This window comes from Paracoccus pantotrophus, from assembly GCF_008824185.1.
Lineage (GTDB): Bacteria > Pseudomonadota > Alphaproteobacteria > Rhodobacterales > Rhodobacteraceae > Paracoccus > Paracoccus pantotrophus.
This window is the reverse complement of record NZ_CP044426.1, coordinates 186,937-204,323: the sequence shown is the minus strand read 5'-3', so window position 1 is coordinate 204,323 and position 17,387 is coordinate 186,937. Positions and strand designations below refer to the sequence as shown.

The window sequence follows — 17,387 nt, the reverse complement described above, 5'->3', positions numbered from 1 at the left end:
CATGCGCGACATCTCGGCCCTGACGCTCGACAACCTGCTGTTCCGGATGGACGAAGACGGCATCGCCACCGTCACCCTGAACCGCGCCGCCAAGCGCAACGCGCTGAACGCCGAGACCATCGAGGAACTGGTCGAGGTCTTTTCCGCCCTGCCCGCCTCGGGCGCCCGCGCCGTGGTGCTGCGCGCCGAGGGGCCGCATTTCTGCGCCGGGCTGGACCTGGTCGAGCACGGGCGCGAAGAGCGCAGCCCGGCCGAGTTCATGCGCATCTGCCTGCGCTGGCACGAAGCCTTCAACAAGATCGAATACGGCGGCGTGCCGGTCATCGCGGCGCTGAAGGGCGCGGTCGTGGGCGGCGGGCTGGAGTTGGCCTCCTCGGTCCATATCCGGGTCATGGACGAGACCACCTATTTCGGCCTGCCCGAGGGCCAGCGCGGGCTGTTCACCGGCGGCGGTGCCACCATCCGCGTGCCGCGGCTGATCGGCCAGGCGCGCATGGTGGACATGATGCTGACCGGCCGGCTCTATTCCGGGGACGAGGCAGTGCAGGTCGGGCTGGCGCAATACCGCGTGGCAGACAGCGAGGCCATGGCCTATGATCTTGCCCGTCGCGTGGCGCAGAACACGCCCTTGTCGAATTTCGCCGCCTGCTCGGCGATCTCGCATATGCAGAACATGTCGGGGCTGGACGCCGCCTATGCCGAATCCATGGTCGCCGGCATCGTCAACACCCAGGACGCCGCCAAGGGCCGGCTGGACAGCTTTGCCCAGGGCACGGCGCAAAAGATCAAGCCGGGCGAGGCAGGCTGATCCTGCCGGGTTTCGGCCGCAAGAAACGGATCGCGGCCGCGTGCCAAGGCGGCAACATGCCCTGCGCAACCGGCCCCGGGGGTCGAAGGAGGGAAGATCATGCCGGTACCGACCGCCACCAACCGCCCCATGACGCCGCTGGAATGGGCGATGCTGCTGGCCCTGTCGGCGGTCTGGGGCGGGTCGTTCTTTTTCAACGCCGTGGCGGTGCGGGAACTGCCGGTGTTCACCGTGGTCGTGTCGCGCGTGGCGCTGGCCGCGCTGATCCTTTTGGCCGTCCTGCGGCTGCGGGGCGAGCGGATGCCGCGCGGCCGCGCGGTCTGGGCGGCCTTCCTGGGCATGGGCATGCTGAACAATGCCGTCCCGTTTTCGCTGATCGTCTGGGGACAGCAGCATATCGCCTCGGGCGCGGCTTCGATCCTGAATGCCGCGACGCCGCTTTTCACCGTGATCCTCGCCCATGTCCTGACCAGCGACGAGCGCATGACCGGCGGCAAGCTGGCCGGGGTGCTGATCGGCTTTGCCGGCGTGGCCGTGATGATCGGCGCGGATGCGCTGCGCGACCTGGGCGCGCATGTCGTGGCGCAGCTTGCCTGCCTGGCCGGGGCGCTGTCCTATGGTTTCGCGGGCATCTACGGGCGCCGCTTCCGCGCGATGGGGGTCAGCCCGATGAGCACGGCGACCGGACAGGTGATCGCATCGAGCCTGATCCTGCTGCCGCTTGTCGCGGTCGTCGACCGGCCATGGACGCTGGCGGCGCCAAGCCCGGCGGCCATCTTTGCGCTGATCGGCCTGGCGGCGATTTCGACTGCGCTGGCCTATGTGCTGTATTTCCGCATCCTGGCCACGGCGGGCGCAACCAATCTCGTGCTGGTGACATTCCTGATCCCGGTCAGCGCCATCCTTCTGGGCCTCCTGTTCCTGGGCGAAACCCTTCAACCGCGCCATGGCGCCGGCATGGCGCTGATCGGCCTGGGGCTGGCGGCGATCGACGGGCGGCCCTGGCGGGCCGCGGGGCGGCGCAGCCGGGCCGGCTGAACGATGCCCCGATCACAGCCAGCCCAGGAGGCGCCACCACAACCAATCGAGCGGCATCAGCACCAGGAAGGTCAGCAGCGCCAGCGGCACGGTGATGCGCAGCACATGGCCCAGCTTTTCGCCCGAAAGCTGCATGGCCAGCACGAAGGGTCCGACCTGATAGGGAAAGATCACCGTGGCAAAGCCGACCACCTGGGTCATCAGCACCGCCTTGAGCGACAGGCCCGTGGCGGCGGCCAGGTCCGGCGCCATGGGCGTCAGCACGGTGGGCACGCCGGGATTGGTCGTGACCAGCCCCATCAGCCCCGACATCGAGGTCAGCGACAGGAAATTGGCGAAGCGCGCGCCCTGCCGCAGCGGCAGCCAGTCCTGCAAGACCCCGCCCAGCACGCTGCCCAGCCCCGAGGCATTGACCACCGCCCCCAGCGCCAGCGCGCCGGCGACGAACAGCACCATGCCGAAATCCACCGAGGCGTTGAACTGCTTGGGCGGCACCGCGCCCAGCCCCGGCATCAGCAGCAGAACCGCCGTGGCGATCCCGATCCAGGCCGGGCCGATGCCGTGCAGGCGGTCGGTCATCCACAGGGCCAGCGTGGCGGCAAGGATCAGCGCCACCCGCCGCTCCTGCGGCGATAGCGGAGTCCGGGCGGCGGTTTCGGTGCAGCCGGGCTCGATCCGGTCGGGGAACAGCGCGACGACCAGCGCCACGGTCAACGCCGATTTCAGGATCCCCAGCACCGGGTAATGCAGCAGCAGATAGGACATGTAGCCGAAGGTGACGCCGTGCTGACCCTCGGCCGCACCGGCCAGGATCATGTTGGGGATGTTCGAGGGCAGGATGGCAAAGCTCGGCATGTTGCAGGCCATGGTCAGCGCCACCGCCAGGCCGATGCGCCCGTTCGAACCCTTGTGCAGCCCCAGCCGCTCGGCCAGCGCCATGCCGACCGGCACCAGCACCACCGCCCGGCCGACCGACGAGGGCATGACGAAACCCAGCGCCATCGCCGCCAGCGTCATCACCAGGACCAGCCGCAGGTAGCTGCCGCCCGCCAGCGGCGCCAGCACCCCGGCGATCCGCCCGCCCAGCCCCGAGCCGGTGATCGCCGCCCCGATGACGAAGCCCGACACGATCAGCCAGACCGCGGCCGAGCCGAAGCCGGCAAAGACCAGCTCGGGCGGCGCAAGGCCGGGGATCAGCACCGCGGCGAAGAAGATCAGCGAGGTCAGGAAGGGCGGGACCAGCCCGGTGCTCCACAAGGCCAGCGTGACCAGCACAACCGCGGCATTGCGGCCCAGCGGCTGCGGCACCGGCCCGACGGCCAGCAGGACGGCCAGGACCAGGCCGGCAAGAAAGACGAGGGGACGGACGGAAAGCTTCATGGCGGCGCCTGCACAGGAGAACGGCGCAAGCTAGACAGAAGCCGGCCTCCTGCGTAAGTTCGCCATCATGACAAAAGATGTCGATGATCCGCCAAGCCTGCGCTTCGATCCCAGCGGCACCGCCTTTGTCCTCGATCCGGCGCGGCCGGTGCTGGCGCATGGGCGCGACCTGGCGGCGGGCGCGCATGTCGCCCCCCATGCCCATCCGCGCGGCCAGCTTCTGTGGGCGGCCGAGGGGCTGTTGCGGCTGGGCGCCGAGGACGGGGTCTGGCTGGTGCCGCCCGGCTTCGGCATCTGGATCCCCGGCGGCACGCGGCACGAGATGCGGGTGGTCTCGCGTCCCGGCACCGGGGCGCGGACGCGCAATCTTTACGTCGATCCCTCCTGCCCGGTGCGGCCCGCGGGGCGGGGATGCGAGGTGCTGCCGATCTCGGCCCTGCTGCGCGAGGTGGTCCTGCGCATGGCGGCCGAACGGGACGCCGGCCGCCTGGCCCGGCTAGGCGCGGTGGCGCTGGACGAGATCGCGGCGGCGCAGCCCGCGCCCCTCGACCTGCCCGGCGGGCAGGATCCGCGGCTGCGGCGGCTGACGGCGCATCTGGGCCGCCATCCCTCGGACCCGCGGCCGCTGCCGCTGCTGGCGGCCGAGGCCGGGGCCAGCCCCCGCACGCTCGAGCGGCTATTCCGGGCTGAGACGGGCCTGTCCTTTCGCGACTGGCGCAGCCGGGTGCGGCTGCTGGCCGCCATCGCGCGCCTTGAGCGGGGCGAAAGCAGCACCACCATCGCGCATTCGCTGGGCTATCGCAGCGCCAGCGCCTTCGTCGCGGCCTTTCGCAGCCATTTCGGCGCGCCGCCGCAAAGCTATCTGCGCAACCGCGCCAGCCGTCCGCCGGAGAGCCGGCAGCCCTGACGGGCCGCCGCCTAGTCCACCGGGCGGATCAGTTTTCTTTCCAGCACGCGCAACACGGTGGGCAGGTCGTGGCCGCGCTTGAGAATGCGCCCGTCCATGCCGATCACCGCGTATTGGCCCTGCGCATTGCGCAGCCTGGGACGCTTTTCGATGCGATAAAGCGGATGTTCGGCCGCGCGGCGAAAGATCGAGAAGACCGCCATGTCGCGCAGGAAGGACATGGCATAGTCGCGCCACTCGCCCGCCGCGACCATGCGGCCATAGAGGGACAGGATGACACCCAGTTCGGCCCGGTCGAAGGCCACGCGATCATGTTCGGACGGGAAACCGAAGGGCGCATTCATCATGAAGGAATGGTGACACCGCCCCGGCGCGCAGGCAACGAAAAAGGGCGGCCCCGCGCCGGGCCCCGCGCGATTCTGGCCTAAAGACCCGCCCGCCGGCGCCCGGCCATGCGCGCCAGCGTGCCGTCGCGCCACATGCCCTCGTGCACGCCGACCATGACGACATGGCCCGCGATCAGCGCCAGAAGCAGCCAGGCCAGTTCGCCATGCAGCGCCTCGCCCGCGCTGACCATCCAGACGATCGGCGGCTGCTGGGCCGGGAAGATCTCGAATCCGAAGGGGGCAAAGGCACGCTCGCCGCCATAGGCGCGCAGCAGGGCCGCGACCGGCATCACGACCATGACCAGGTACAGCGCCAGATGGCCCAGCCGCGCCGCCAGCCCCTGGAAGCCGGGCCCGTGATCCGGCCGACGGCCGTGGTTCGCCAGCGCCCAGCCCACCCGCAGGACGATCAACAGGAACAGCACCGTCCCCACCGGCTGATGCGAGCCGACGAAAAAGGACACCAGCGGCGTGCGCCCCAGCACCGCCCGCAGCCCCATGCCCAAGAACTGCCACAGCATCAGCGCGGCGATGCTCCAATGCAGCAGGCGCGTCACCTGCCCGTAAACCCGTTCGGTATCGCGCCAGGGCAGGGATCTGGAGGGCATGGTTCCGCGCACAAAGTTGACTAAATTCCTTAGCGACATTATGGCCATGGCCGCAGACGGGCAAGGCCCGCAATCCGGTGCCTGGGGTAACATGGTTGTCAGCGCGATCCTTTCCTTACGATTTCTCCCTTCCCGGCCGCGGCGGACCTGACATGGATACGCGTCACGACATCCCGGCCGAGACCGGCTGTCCCCTGACCGAGGCGCAGGAGGGGCTGTGGTATGTCCAGGCGCTTGACCCGCAGAACCCGATCCTGAACACCGGGCAATATCTGGAACTGACCGGCCCGCTGGACCCCGACGCGCTGGCCCAGGCCGTGCAGCGCACCATCGCCGAGACCCCGGCCCTGGCGCTGCGCTTCGCAGCCGGGCCCCAGGGGCCGCGGCAATGGGTCGGCCTGCCGCCGATGCTGGGCTTTGCCGATCTCTCGGCCCAGCCCGATGCCGAGGCGCAGGCCCTGGCACAGATGCGTGCCGACAGCCGGCGCCCGCTGGACCTTGGCTGCGAGCCGGCAGGGGCGCTGACCCTGTTCGCCCTGGGCCCCGAACGGCACCTGCTATACGAACGCATACACCACCTGGCCATCGACGGCTATGGCATGGTGCTGGTGACGAACCGCATCGCCGCGCATTACGCCGCGCTGGTGGCCGGGGCGCCCGTGCCCGAGCCCTTTGGCCCGCTGTCGCTGGCGGCCGAGGAGGACGCGGCCTGGCGCGCCTCGCCCCGCCGGCAGGCCGACCGCGACTGGTGGCATGCCGAACTGGCCGGCTTGCCCGAGGTCGCCGGACTGGCGCCGGGCCGCGCGGTCAGCGGGCCCGATTTCCTGCGCGACACCCGCATGCTGCCCCAGGCCCTGCTGGATCGGCTGGCGGGCTATGCCGCCCGGCACCGGCTGGGCTGGCCCGATGTGCTGAATGCGCTGACCGGCGCCTATCTGGCGCGCTGGACCGGGGGCGAGGCGGTGATCGGCCTGCCCTTCATGGCGCGGATGGGCCGCAAGATCGCGCAGGTGCCCTGCATGGCGATGAACGTGCTGCCGCACCGGCTGCGGCTGGACGAGGACGCGCCCCTGCCCGAATGGCTGGCCGCGCAGTCGAAACGCATGGCGCAGGGCCGCCGCCGCGGCCTTTACCGCAGCGAGCTTCTGCGCCGCGAGCTGGGACTGGTCGGCGGCACCAGGCGGCTTTATGGGCCGCTGGTGAACGTGCAGCCCTTTGACAAGCCGCCGGAATTTCCGGGGCTCGACTGCCGGCTGCATATCCTCGGCGCCGGCGCGGTCGACGACCTGACGCTGACCTTCCGCGGCGATCCGGCCGCGGGCATGATCTTCGAGGTGGACGCGAATCCCGCTCTCTATACGCCCGAGGAGGTGCGCGGCCATGGCGACCGGCTGGTCGCGTTTCTGGAGGCCGCGCTGGCCGCCGAAACCCTGGCCGAGGTGCCGACCGCAAGCCCGGCCGAGATCGCCGCGGCAAAGGCGCGGGCCGAGGCGACCCGCCATCCCCTGCCCGACACCACGCTCACCGCGCTGATCGCGGCGCAGCTTGCCGCCACGCCCGCGGCGCCGGCCGTCAGCTTTGGCGCCGAGAGCCTGAGCTTTGCCGATCTCGACCGCCGCAGCGCCGCCCTGGCCGCGCGGCTGCAAGACCTTGGCGCCGGCCCCGACCGCATCGTCGCCGTGGCGCTGGAGCGATCACTGGAACTGCCCCTCGCGCTGCTGGCGATCCTGCGCGCCGGCGCGGCCTATCTGCCCCTGGACCCTGCCCATCCGCCCGAGCGCATCGCCCGCATCCTGGCGCAGGCCCGGCCGGTGGCGGTGCTGGCCACGGCCGACCTTGCCGGGCTGTTCCCGGCCGGCACCGAGCTGCTGCTGCCCACCGACTGGCCCGCCGAGGGTCGGCCCACGGGGACGCCGCAGCCGGGCGACCTGGCCTATGTGATTTTCACCTCGGGCTCGACCGGCGAGCCCAAGGGCGTGGCCGTCGAGCATCGCGCCATCGTCAACCGGCTTTTGTGGATGCAGGCACATTACGGCATCGCTTCGGACGACCGCATCCTGCAAAAGACCCCGGCGACCTTCGATGTCTCGGTCTGGGAGTTCTTCCTGCCGATGATGGCCGGGGCCGAACTGGTCATGGCGCCGCCCGGCGCGCATCGCGATCCCGCCGCCATCGCCCGGCTGATCCGGGACCGCGCCATCACCACCTGTCATTTCGTGCCGTCGATGCTATCGGCCTTCCTGGCCTCGCCCGCCTCGCAGGGGCTGGCGATGCGCCGGGTGTTCTGCTCGGGCGAGGAGCTGACGGCGGATCAGCGCGACCGCTTCCACGCCCGCATCCGGGCCGAGCTGCACAACCTCTATGGCCCGACCGAGGCGGCGGTGGACGTGAGCTATTGGCCCGCCGGGCCCGAGGATCGCGCCAACCCCATCCCCATCGGCTGGCCGGTCTGGAACACGGCGCTGGAGGTGCTGGACGACCGCATGCGCCCGGTGCCGCCGGGCCTGGCCGGGCACCTGTATCTGGGCGGCGTGCAGCTGGCGCGCGGTTATCTGGGCCGGGCGGACCTGACGGCGGAACGCTTCATCGACGCGCCCCAGGGCCGGCTTTACGCGACCGGCGACCTGGCGCGGCTGCGGCTGGACGGGGCGGTGGTCTATCTTGGCCGCTCGGACCATCAGGTCAAGATCCGCGGGCTGCGGGTCGAGCTGGGCGAGATCGAGGCGGCGATCATGGCCACCGGCCTTGCCCGCGAATGCGTGGTGATCGCGCGCGAGGACCATGCCGGAGAAAAGCGCCTCGTCGCCTATCTGGTGCCGGCGGCGGACTGGCGACCGGGGCTGCTGGCCGAGCGGCTGGCGGCTGGCCTGCCCGCCTATATGCTGCCCGCGGCCGAAGTGGCGCTAGAGTCGCTGCCGGTCACGTCGAACGGCAAGCTGGACCGCAAGGCGCTGCCGGCGCCGGCATTCGCCGCCTCGGGCCGGGCGGCCGAAAGCGCGACCGAGCGCCTGCTGGCGCGGCTTTACGCCGAGATCCTGCACCTGGACGCCCCCGCCCCGGCCGAGGCGGATTTCTTCGCGCTGGGGGGAGATTCGCTGTCCGCCGTACGGCTGGCGCAGGCGCTGGAGGCCGAGACGGGCCGCGATCCCGGCCTGGGCACCATCTTCGAGCAGCCGGTGCTTGCCGCGCTGGCCGCGGCGCTGGACGCGCAGGCACCCCGCGACGACGGGCTGGGCCCCTTGATCCTGCTGGCCGAGGGCGATGCCCAGGCCGCGCCGCTGTTCCTGATTCACCCGGCCGGCGGGCTTGCCTGGGGTTATCGCGGCCTGGCACGGCGCATCGCGCCCAGCCGGCGGGTCTGGGGGCTGCAACATCCCGGCCTGGACCCGGCGGTGCCGATGCCGGAAAGCCTGGCCGCGCTGGCGCAGGACTATGCGCAGCGCATCGCCGCGCTGGCGCCGCGGGGCCAGGTGCATCTGGCCGGCTGGTCGGTCGGCGGCATCCTGGCGCAGGAAATCGCCGCGATCCTGGCGGAAGCCGGCCGCGAGCCCGGCCTGGTCGCCATGCTGGACAGCTATCCCTGCGACGCCTGGCGCGACGAGCCCGAGCCGGACCCGGTCGCCGCCCTGCGCGCGCTGCTGGCCATTGCCGGCTACGACCCCGAGGCGCATCGCGAGCTGGACACACGCGAGGCGGTGGTGGCCTTCCTGCGCCGCGGCGACAGCGCGCTGGGGGCGCTGCCGGCGCAGGTACTGGACGGGGTGGTGCGCACGGTGACCGGCACCAACCGGCTGATCCGCGGCCATCACCATCGCCGCCTTGCCGGCACGATCACGCATTTCCGCGCCGCCCGCGACCACAAGGACCGCACGCTGACGCCCGAAATGTGGGCGCTCTATGCCGAGGGGCTGGAGGTCATCGACTTGCCCTTCCTGCATGCCGAGATGACCTCGGCCGAGGCCACGGCCCTGATCGCGCCGGAGCTGGTCAAAAGGCTGGCCGAGGGCTGACCGGCCGGCGCCGTCCCGGCCCTGCCCCCGACCGGCGCGCGGGCCGGCGGCGGCTGCGGGCGGGCCAAGGCCAATGCGACGAGGCCGCAGACTAGCCCGCCGATCAGCCCGCCCAGGCCCAGCAGGACGTCATCCGCATCCGGTCCCGGCACGGCCATGGCCGGAGGCGAAGGCGGGACGAGGCCCGGCACCCCCGGCTGCACCTGCGCGACGCCCAGCCCGCACAGCACCAGGCCCAGCAGGACAAGCGCATATCTGGCGAACACCATCCCCGTCTCCGTTCTTGCCTGCGGCCACAGCAGCACAAGAAGATTGAGATCCGGTTAATCCGCCGTTGCAAAGGGCAGGACCAGCGGGAACGAGCCCGCCAGGGTCTGGATATGGATCAGCCCCGGCAGCACATGCAGCTGCGCGCGATGGCCCGGATGGCGGGCCAGATCGGCGACGAATTGCATCGTGGCGGGCGCCGGTCCGTCCGGCGGCGGGCCGTCGCTGCCCGAGCGCTTCTCGCGGTCGCCCAAGGCCACCAGCAGCGGCAGCGAGGCGGGCGCGGCCTCTTGCGCCACGCGGCGGATCAGCGCCTCGTCCCACCAGATCGAGGGGCTGATCGCGGCATGGCGGGCAAAGCCCTGCGGCCGCGCCAGCAGCGCGTAAAGCGTGAACAGCCCGCCGAAACTGTGCCCCCAGAGCGTGCGGCGGGCCGGATCGACGGGCAGGCCGGCCTCGGCCGCCTGCCGCAGCGGGCCGGTCAGCCGGTCGTGAAAGATCGCCGCGCCGCCGGCCATGCGGCCTTCGTGGACATGGTCGGGGCGCAACCCGTCGCCCGGCCCGTCCGGCGCGGTGAAGTCCAGCGTCCGCAATTCGCGGGCGAATTGGCGGTCGGTGTCATAGCCGATGCCGACAATCATCAGGCCGGGGGCCAGCGCCAGATGCTCGGGCGTCAGGAAGTCGAAGGCGGCATTGCCGTCCAGCATGTAAAGCACCGGCCAGCCCCTGGCCGGCGCCGGCGCCCTGGGCACCGCCAGGAACAGCCGGTAGCTGGACCCGACCGCCACCACCTTCTGCGACAGCGCATGGGTCGGCGCCCCGGTCTGAAAGATGCGCAGTTCGGCCTGTTTCCTGGCGTGATCCGGCCCGACCTGTCCAAGCTGCGACATGATGCGACAATTCCCCCTGTTCACAAAGCCCTGCATCCTTGCCGGCGTTAGTTGACAAGGACGGTCAGGAATATAGGTTGCCCGCTGACCGAAGCCAGCCCTGATCGGGGTCAGCCAAAGCGAGTCCTGGTCTGTTTTCAAGGAGTTTCTCATGGCATATCCATCGCGCCCCGCACTTCGCGCCCTGCTGGGGGCCTCGGCGCTTGCGCTTTCGGTGATCGCGGGCCCCGTCCTGGCCGAAACCGTCTTTACCAAGCCGCTGGTCGAGTTCGCCGGCCGGGTCAGCGCCGGCGGCGTCGATCGCGCCCCGGTCCACAAGGGCGGCAAGGCGGTGATCGAGGGCCAGAACCTGATCCCCGGCCAGACCGTCACGCTGATGCGCGGCACCACCACGCTGAACGCCGAGCCGATCACCGTCGATGCCGAGGGCGGGTTCAGCTTTGCGCTGGATGTCGACGCCGAGGCCGAGACCGGCTTGCAGCCCATCGTGGTCGTCACCGAGAACCCGGCCTCGGCCGAGGTGGTCGAGCTGAAGGTCTCGCCCGAGGTGGCGGTCGCGGGGACCGAGAAACTCGCCGTCGCCAGCGAGCCGGTGGTGCGCGGTCTTTACCAGGTGAAGTTCAGCGAGGCTGCGAATGCCGCATTCGTGACCAGCGCGGTCGGCCGGCCGCCAGTCAAGGAATCGAAGCTGGTCAAGATCAATGCCGAGACGCTGAAGATCGAGGCCGAGGCGACCCCCGGCGCCGCGCCCGCCCGTCCCGATGGCAGCGACGGCGGCGTCTTCGCGGTCTATGGCATCGATGTCGACGAGGCGAACGGCCATGTCTGGGTGACCAATACCCGCCAGGACACGGCGGCGGTCTACAAGCAGTCCGACCTGTCTCTGGTCAAGCAGTTCGAGCCGGGCGCCGTGCCCCATGCCCGCGACGTGGTGGTGGACGAGGCCAACGGCCGCGCCTATGCCAGCGCCACCGGCACGCCCGAGATCAAGGTCTTCGACACCAAGACGCTGGAACCGCTGGAGCCGATCACCATCCAGTCGCAGATCCGCGGCGAGGAGTTCTCGACCATGGCGCTGGACATCGACGAGGCGGGCGGCAAGCTGGTGACCGTCAGCCTGTCCACGCCGGAGGCGGCGGTGGTCGACCTGGCCTCGGGCGAGGTCAAGGTGATCCCGCTGCCCGGCACCAAGGCCGCCTCGGGCGTGGCCTACGACCCGCAGGAAGGGCTGATCTTCGTCGCCTCGCAGGCCACCGACAACCTGCTGATCGTCAAGGCCGAGACCGGCGAAGTCCTGCATGACGTGGCCGTGGGCGCCGGTCCGCTGAACGTGGCCTTCGAGCCGGTCGGCCGCCTGGCCTATGTCGCCAATCGCGGCGCCGGCACCATCGCCGTGGTCAGCCCCGAGGGCGAGATCGTCGCCAATCTCGACGCCGGCAGCTATCCGAACCAGCTGCGCGCCGACGGCAAGGGCAATGTCTGGGCGGTCAACAAGTCGCGGGGCGAGGACGACGAGGCGGGCGACCGCATCTGGCGCATCACCCCCGCCACGGAGTAAGAGGGCCTCGACCCTGCCGGGGCGTTCGCGCCCCGGCGCATGAGCCAACGGACCCGCCATGACCCTGACCCGCCCGCTGCTTGCCGCCTTTACCCTGATCGCCTCGCTTGGCGTTGCCGCAGCGGATGTGGTGGCCACCGACATCCTGGGGCGCGAGGTGCATCTGCCCGAGCCCGCCCGCCATATCGTGCTGGGCGAGGGGCGGCACCTGTCGGTGCTGGGCCTGATGCACGACGATCCGGTGGCGCTGGTTTCCGGCTGGCGGCTGGACAAGGCGCTGGACGAGCCGACCATGCAGGCTTACCGCGAGAAATTCCCCGACATCGACCAGATCCGCCCGGTCGGCTCGGGCAATCGCGACATCTCGGCCGAGGCGATCATCGCGCTGCATCCCGACCTGGTGGTGCTGACGCTGATCGACCAGAACGATCCCGGCATGGAGGTCGCCCGCCAGCAGATCGAGGCGGCGGGCATTCCGGTCGCCTATGTCGATTTCTTCTCGCACCCGCAGGAGAACTCGATCCCCAGCCTGCGCATCCTGGGCAAGCTGACCGGCGCCGAGGATCGAGCCGAGGAATTCGCCAGCTTCTACGACAGCCGGCTGGCCCGCATCCGCGACCGGCTGGCCGAGCCCGGCATCGCCCGGCCGCGCGTGTTCTTTCACGTCCATGCGGCGCCGCAGAACTGCTGCTCGACCGTCGGCAGCGGGGTGTTTCACGACTTCATCACCACGGCCGGCGGGCAGAATATCGGCCATGACACCGTCAAGGGCGTGCTGGGCAATGTCAGCCTGGAATACCTGATCGGCGCCGACCCGGATGTCTATATCGCCACCGGCGGTACGCATATGGCGGCGCGGGGCGGGCTGGTTCTGGGCTCGGGCGTGGATGCCGAAACCGCGCAGGCCAGCTTTCAGCGGCTGATCGCGGCATCGGGCTTTGCCTCGCTGCGCGCGGTGGAGCAGGGGCGCACGGCCGGCGTCTGGCACCTGTTCAACGATTCGCCCGTGCATATCGCGCTGATCGAATACCTGGCCAAGACCTTTCATCCCGAGCTGTTCCAGGACGTCGATCCCGCCGCCACGCTGGCCGAGATCAACGCCCGCTTCTCACCCGTCATCGTGCCGGGGACTTGGTGGGTGACGCCGGAACAATGAGCGACGCGACGCTGCAACGCTATCACCGGCAAGGCCGGCGCAACACCCTTCTGGTGGCGGCGCTGGGCCTTGCTGCGCTGGCGGCGCTGCTGCTGGACCTTGTAACCGGCCCCGCCGGCCTGCCGCTGGCCGAGACGCTGCGGGCGCTGGCCGGCGGCGAGGTGGCCCGCGGCACCCAGGTCATCGTCTGGGACGTGCGCCTGCCCGTGGCCTGCATGGCGCTGCTGGTCGGCGCGGCGCTGGCGCTGGCCGGGGCCGAGATGCAGACCGTGCTGGAGAACCCCTTGGCCGAGCCCTTCACGCTGGGCGTGTCGTCCTCGGCCGCGCTTGGCGCCGCGGTGGCGATCGTGCTGGGCCTGACCCTGCCCGGCCTGCCGGCGGTCTGGAGCGTCTCGGGCAACGCCTTCCTGTTCGCGCTGGGTGCGCTGGGGCTCTTGCAACTTCTGGGCCGCATCCGCGGCGGCGGCCCCGAGGTGCTGATCCTGTTCGGCGTGGCGCTGAACTTCACCGCCGCCGCGCTGCTGTCCTTGCTGCAATTCGTCGCCTCGGCCGATGCGCTGCAACAGCTGGTGTTCTGGACCATGGGCAGCCTGGCCTCGGCGCAATGGCCCGGCGTAGTGATGATCGGCCTGGTGCTGCTGGTCTCGGTGCCGTTTTCGTTCCGCGCGGCCTGGAAGCTGACCGCGCTGCGGCTGGGCGAGGACCAGGCGAAAAGCTTCGGCGTCGACGTGGCCGGGCTCAGGCGCTGGACGCTTTTGCGGGTCAGCCTGCTGGCCGCCGCGGCCGTGTCCATGGTCGGCGTGATCGGCTTTGTCGGCCTGGCCGGGCCGCATATCGCCCGCATGCTGGTCGGAGAGAACCACCGCGTCTTCCTGCCCGCCAGCATCCTGACCGGGGCGCTGGTCATGTCGCTGGCCTCGACACTTTCCAAAACATTGGTGCCGGGGGTGCTGCTGCCGGTCGGCCTCGTCACCTCGCTGATCGGGCTGCCGATCTTTTTCGCGCTGATCCTGCGCGGCAGGCGGCGCTGATGCAGGGGCTGCTGGCACAGGGCATCTCGGTGCGCTACGGCGCGCGCAGCGTGCTGACAGGCCTGGACCTGCCCTTGCTGCGGCCGGGCGAGGTCACGGTGCTGGCCGGGCCGAACGCCGCCGGGAAATCCACGCTGCTGCGCGCCATCGCCCAGTTGCAGCCGCATGGCGGGCAGGTGCTGCTGGATGGGCACGACCTGGCCCATGTGCCGATGCGCGACCGCGCCCGGCTGATCGGCTTCATGCCGCAAAGCCTGCCGTCAGGCTCGTCCCTGGTGGCGCTGGAAAGCGTGATCGCGGCGCTGCGCGCGGGCGAGACCCTGGGCGCGCGCCAGGCCGATGCCGCCGCCATGGCGGTGCTGGACAAGCTGGGGATCGGTTCGCTGGCGCTGGAACCGCTGTCGGCCTTGTCGGGCGGACAGCGGCAAATGGTCAGCCTGGCGCAGGCCATCGTGCGCGACCCGCGCCTGTTGCTGCTGGACGAGCCGACCAGCGCGCTGGATCTGGCGCGGCAGGTGCGGCTGCTTTCCGAACTGCGGCGCCTGGCGGGCGAGGGGCGCATCGTCGTCGCCGTGCTGCACGACCTGGCGCTGGCGGCGCAATGGGCCGACCGCATCGTGCTGATCCACGGCGGCCACACCCATGCCGAAGGCAGACCGGAACAGGTGCTGACCCCGCAGCTTCTGGCCCAGGTCTATGGCGTCGAGGCGCGGGTCGAGCGTTGCTCGCGCGGGCGCATCATGGTGCTGATCGACGGCGAACACGCGCCGGGCTGACCATCTCCCGGTGCAAGGCGCTTGCCGCAGAAAGCGCCGCGGCCTTCAATTCGCCCGTTGCCGCGAGCGAAAGGGCAAGGGCGCGACGGGAATGCCGTCCTCCAGCAGCTTGCGGGCCTCTTCCAGCCTCGCCTCGCCATGGATCGCGCGCTCGGGCGCCAGGCCCTCGTGCATGGCGCGCGCCTCGGCGGCAAAGGACATGCCGACGTAATCCGAGTTTTCCTCGACATGGCGGCGCAGCCTTTCCAGCGCCGCCTCATGGTCGTTGCGGGGGCTGTGCAGATCGGGGGCCTCGTCGCGGCTCTGCGCCACGCGCGGCGCCATCAGCGCCTTGTCCACCTGGGCCGAGCCGCAATGCGTGCACGTGACCTGCCCCGCCGCGCGCAGGCTTTCGAACCCGTCCGAGGACCGGAACCAGCCATCGAAGTCATGGCCTTTTTCACAACGCAGGGCATAGCGGATCATCTCGGCTCCTTTCCCTTTAAATATCGGGCCGCGCAGGGGCTTATGCAAGCCCGCGCCGGGCCAGGGCCGCGATCCGTCCGATCAACGTGGCGGGATTGCCAGCCCGCGCCAGAAGCAGCGCCCGCGCCGCCGCGCCCATGCGGCGCTGCCCCCCGGCATCCCGCGCCAGGGCGGCCAGCGCCTGCGGCAGGCCCGCCGCATCGCAGCCCTGCGCCGCGCCGGCCGCGGCCAGATCGGCATAGTCGCCGGCATGGTTGGCGACATGCGGCCCGTGCAGGACGGCGCAGCGCCAGGCGGCGGGCTCCCATGGCGTATGGCCGCCGTGATCGGCAAAGGAACCGCCGGTGATGCAGATGCCGGCGGCGTGATACCATTGCGCCATCTCGCCCAGCGTATCGGCCAGCAGCACCGGCGCGCCAGGCCCGCCGCCCCGGCTGCGACGCGCATATTCCAGCCCCCGCGCGGCGATCAGCGCCGCCACGGCATCGCCGCGCTCGGGATGGCGCGGCGCCAGGATCAGCCGCAGGCCCGGCACCGCCTCGCGCGCCGCCGCCCAGGCATCCAGCATCAGCGCATCCTCGCCCTCATGGGTCGAGGCCGCCAGCACGGTGCGCGCGCGCTCCGGCCCGTCCTCGCCCGGCTCGACCCGGGCAGGGGCCAGCAGCTTCAGGTTCAGCCGCGGCGTCAGCGCGCCCGCCCGCAGCCCCAGCGCCAGCAGCCGCGCCTCGCTGCCTGGATCCTGCGCCGACAGCGCGTCGATGCGGGCCAGCATCGGCCCGATCAGCCCCGGCAGCCGGCGCCAGCGCGCCGCCGAGCGTGCCGAGATGCGCGCGCCCACCACGACCTGCGCCACGCCCCGCGCCGCCGCCATGGCCGAGCGGTTGGGCCAAAGCTCGTTCTCGACCGTGACCAGCACGGCGGGCCGAACCCGGTCCAGAAAGCGGCCCACCGCCTGCGGCACGTCCAGCGGCGCCAGCGCGCAAGGATGGCCCAGCCGCCGGGCCAGGTCGCGCCCGGTCAGGCTGTTGGTCGTCACCACCAGGGGAAAGTCCGGCGCCAGCGCCTCGGCCAGCACGCGGGCCGAGTTCAGCTCGCCCACGCTGGCCGCATGCAGCCAGATCCCGCCCGGCGCGACCGCGGGGCCGGACAGCGCCAGCCGTTCGCGCCAATCCGCCCCGGCCAGCGGCGCGGCCAGGCCCAGCGCCCCGCCGGCCAGCGCCGTGGCGCCGCGCCAGATCAACGCAGCGCGGCCTCGGCAGCCTCGCGGATGGCGCGGATGTTCTCGCCGTAAGGGGCACTGTTCGACACCGAGCCGCCGCGGAACACGGCCGAGCCGGCGACCAGAACATCCGCCCCCGCCGCCGCGACCAGCGGCGCGGTGGTGGGATCGACCCCGCCGTCGATCTCGATATGCACCGGCCGGTCGCCGATCATGGCGCGCAATTCGCGCACCTTCTCGACCTGGCTGTGGATGAACTTCTGCCCGCCGAAGCCGGGGTTCACCGTCATCACGCAGATCAGGTCGACATCGTCCAGCAGCGGCCGCGCGGCTTCCGCCGGGGTGCCGGGGTTCAGCGCCAGCCCGGCCCTGGCGCCGGTGCCGCGAATGGCCTGAAGCGTGCGGTGGACATGCGCCCCGGCCTCGACATGGGCGGTGATGATGTCGCTGCCCGCCTCGGCGAAGGCCTCGATATAGGGATCCACCGGGGCGATCATCAGGTGCACGTCCATCACGCCGCGGATATGCGGCCGGATCGCCTTGCACATCGCGGGACCGAAGGTCAGGTTCGGCACGAAATGCCCGTCCATCACATCGACATGGACCCAGTCGGCGCCCTGGTCCTCGACCGCGCGGCATTCCTGGCCGAAATTGGCGAAATCCGCGGAAAGGATGGAAGGCGCGATCTTGATGCGGCGGTCGAACGTCATGTCTGGCTCCCTGCAATGCCCCTGGTCCCGGTTATCGTCCCGGCCGGGCGGCCGTCAACAGGCCTGAAGGTCGCATTTCACCGTTTCCCAAATACCCCGCGGGGGTCCGGGGGCGCGAAGCCCCCGGCTTCCCCCCTTGGGCTTTCCGCCGCAGGGCCTATATTGGGGCCAAGGCGCC

General features: G+C 71.1%; 16 protein-coding genes. 8 read left to right on the top strand and 8 right to left on the bottom strand.

Annotated elements, in window-relative coordinates; all coding sequences use genetic code 11:
- Position 1: 1 nt before the first annotated feature.
- Positions 2-808, top strand: a complete 807-nt coding sequence (locus ESD82_RS11390) for a crotonase/enoyl-CoA hydratase family protein (RefSeq protein ID WP_028709761.1) — start codon at positions 2-4, stop codon at positions 806-808.
- A 99-nt stretch (positions 809-907) separates the two neighbouring features.
- Positions 908-1,846 carry a DMT family transporter gene (locus ESD82_RS11385; RefSeq protein WP_024843964.1) on the top strand — a complete coding sequence of 313 codons (939 nt, stop codon included), beginning with the start codon at positions 908-910 and terminating at the stop codon, positions 1,844-1,846.
- Between the two features lie 12 nt (positions 1,847-1,858).
- Here ESD82_RS11385 and ESD82_RS11380 read toward each other — a convergent pair whose 3' ends face one another.
- Positions 1,859-3,226, bottom strand: coding sequence for an SLC13 family permease (locus ESD82_RS11380; RefSeq protein ID WP_024843965.1), 1,368 nt, complete (start codon positions 3,224-3,226; stop codon positions 1,859-1,861).
- A gap of 67 nt (positions 3,227-3,293) precedes the next feature.
- On the opposite strand from ESD82_RS11380, the gene ESD82_RS11375 reads away from it, so the two are divergent.
- Positions 3,294-4,133, top strand: a complete 840-nt coding sequence (locus ESD82_RS11375; protein WP_024843966.1) for an AraC family transcriptional regulator — start codon at positions 3,294-3,296, stop codon at positions 4,131-4,133.
- A gap of 11 nt (positions 4,134-4,144) precedes the next feature.
- Here the strand turns inward: ESD82_RS11375 and ESD82_RS11370 are convergent, their stop codons facing one another.
- Both ESD82_RS11370 and ESD82_RS11365 read right to left on the bottom strand, forming a co-directional pair.
- Entirely contained in the window at positions 4,145-4,477 is a 333-nt protein-coding gene (locus ESD82_RS11370) for a DUF2794 domain-containing protein (protein ID WP_028709762.1), read from the bottom strand.
- Positions 4,478-4,557: 80 nt separating this feature from the next.
- Positions 4,558-5,127: a cytochrome b gene (locus tag ESD82_RS11365; protein ID WP_024843968.1), complete on the bottom strand. Its 570-nt coding sequence runs from the start codon at positions 5,125-5,127 to the stop codon at positions 4,558-4,560.
- Positions 5,128-5,279: 152 nt separating this feature from the next.
- Between ESD82_RS11365 and ESD82_RS11360 the strand changes: the two genes are divergently transcribed.
- Complete coding sequence (locus ESD82_RS11360) at positions 5,280-9,137, top strand: non-ribosomal peptide synthetase (RefSeq protein ID WP_028709763.1); 3,858 nt, start codon at positions 5,280-5,282, stop codon at positions 9,135-9,137.
- Here ESD82_RS11360 and ESD82_RS11355 read toward each other — a convergent pair.
- Together ESD82_RS11355 and ESD82_RS11350 are read right to left on the bottom strand one after the other, a co-directional pair.
- Positions 9,023-9,406, bottom strand: coding sequence for a hypothetical protein (locus tag ESD82_RS11355; RefSeq protein ID WP_123130200.1), 384 nt, complete (start codon positions 9,404-9,406; stop codon positions 9,023-9,025). The two genes, ESD82_RS11360 and ESD82_RS11355, sit on opposite strands and share 115 nt — an antisense overlap.
- Positions 9,407-9,460: 54 nt before the next feature.
- Entirely contained in the window at positions 9,461-10,294 is an 834-nt protein-coding gene (locus tag ESD82_RS11350; RefSeq protein ID WP_024843970.1) for an alpha/beta hydrolase, read from the bottom strand.
- 151 nt (positions 10,295-10,445) lie between these two features.
- On the opposite strand from ESD82_RS11350, the gene ESD82_RS11345 reads away from it, so the two are divergent.
- From ESD82_RS11345 to ESD82_RS11330, 4 genes are read left to right on the top strand one after another with little or no spacing between them, the layout of a single operon-like run.
- Positions 10,446-11,852 (top strand): YncE family protein, encoded by a 1,407-nt coding sequence (locus ESD82_RS11345; RefSeq protein ID WP_024843971.1) that lies wholly within the window; start codon positions 10,446-10,448, stop codon positions 11,850-11,852.
- A 58-nt stretch (positions 11,853-11,910) separates the two neighbouring features.
- A complete protein-coding gene (locus ESD82_RS11340; protein ID WP_024843972.1) occupies positions 11,911-13,008 on the top strand; it encodes an ABC transporter substrate-binding protein in 1,098 nt (365 codons plus the stop codon).
- Complete coding sequence (locus tag ESD82_RS11335; protein ID WP_024843973.1) at positions 13,005-14,039, top strand: FecCD family ABC transporter permease; 1,035 nt, start codon at positions 13,005-13,007, stop codon at positions 14,037-14,039. Before ESD82_RS11340 ends, ESD82_RS11335 begins: the two co-directional genes overlap by 4 nt.
- On the top strand, positions 14,039-14,815 hold the full coding sequence (locus ESD82_RS11330) for an ABC transporter ATP-binding protein (RefSeq protein WP_024843974.1): 777 nt from the start codon (positions 14,039-14,041) through the stop codon (positions 14,813-14,815). Before ESD82_RS11335 ends, ESD82_RS11330 begins: the two co-directional genes overlap by 1 nt.
- A 45-nt stretch (positions 14,816-14,860) precedes the next feature.
- Here the strand turns inward: ESD82_RS11330 and ESD82_RS11325 are convergent, their stop codons facing one another.
- The 3 genes from ESD82_RS11325 to rpe are packed head-to-tail and all read right to left on the bottom strand — an operon-like array spanning position 14,861 to position 17,209.
- Positions 14,861-15,280, bottom strand: coding sequence for a DUF1178 family protein (locus tag ESD82_RS11325; RefSeq protein ID WP_024843975.1), 420 nt, complete (start codon positions 15,278-15,280; stop codon positions 14,861-14,863).
- A gap of 40 nt (positions 15,281-15,320) precedes the next feature.
- Positions 15,321-16,520, bottom strand: a complete 1,200-nt coding sequence (locus ESD82_RS11320; protein ID WP_024843976.1) for a 3-deoxy-D-manno-octulosonic acid transferase — start codon at positions 16,518-16,520, stop codon at positions 15,321-15,323.
- A complete protein-coding gene (gene rpe / locus ESD82_RS11315) occupies positions 16,517-17,209 on the bottom strand; it encodes a ribulose-phosphate 3-epimerase (RefSeq protein ID WP_024843977.1) in 693 nt (230 codons plus the stop codon). Before rpe ends, ESD82_RS11320 begins: the two co-directional genes overlap by 4 nt.
- Positions 17,210-17,387 lie beyond the last annotated feature (178 nt).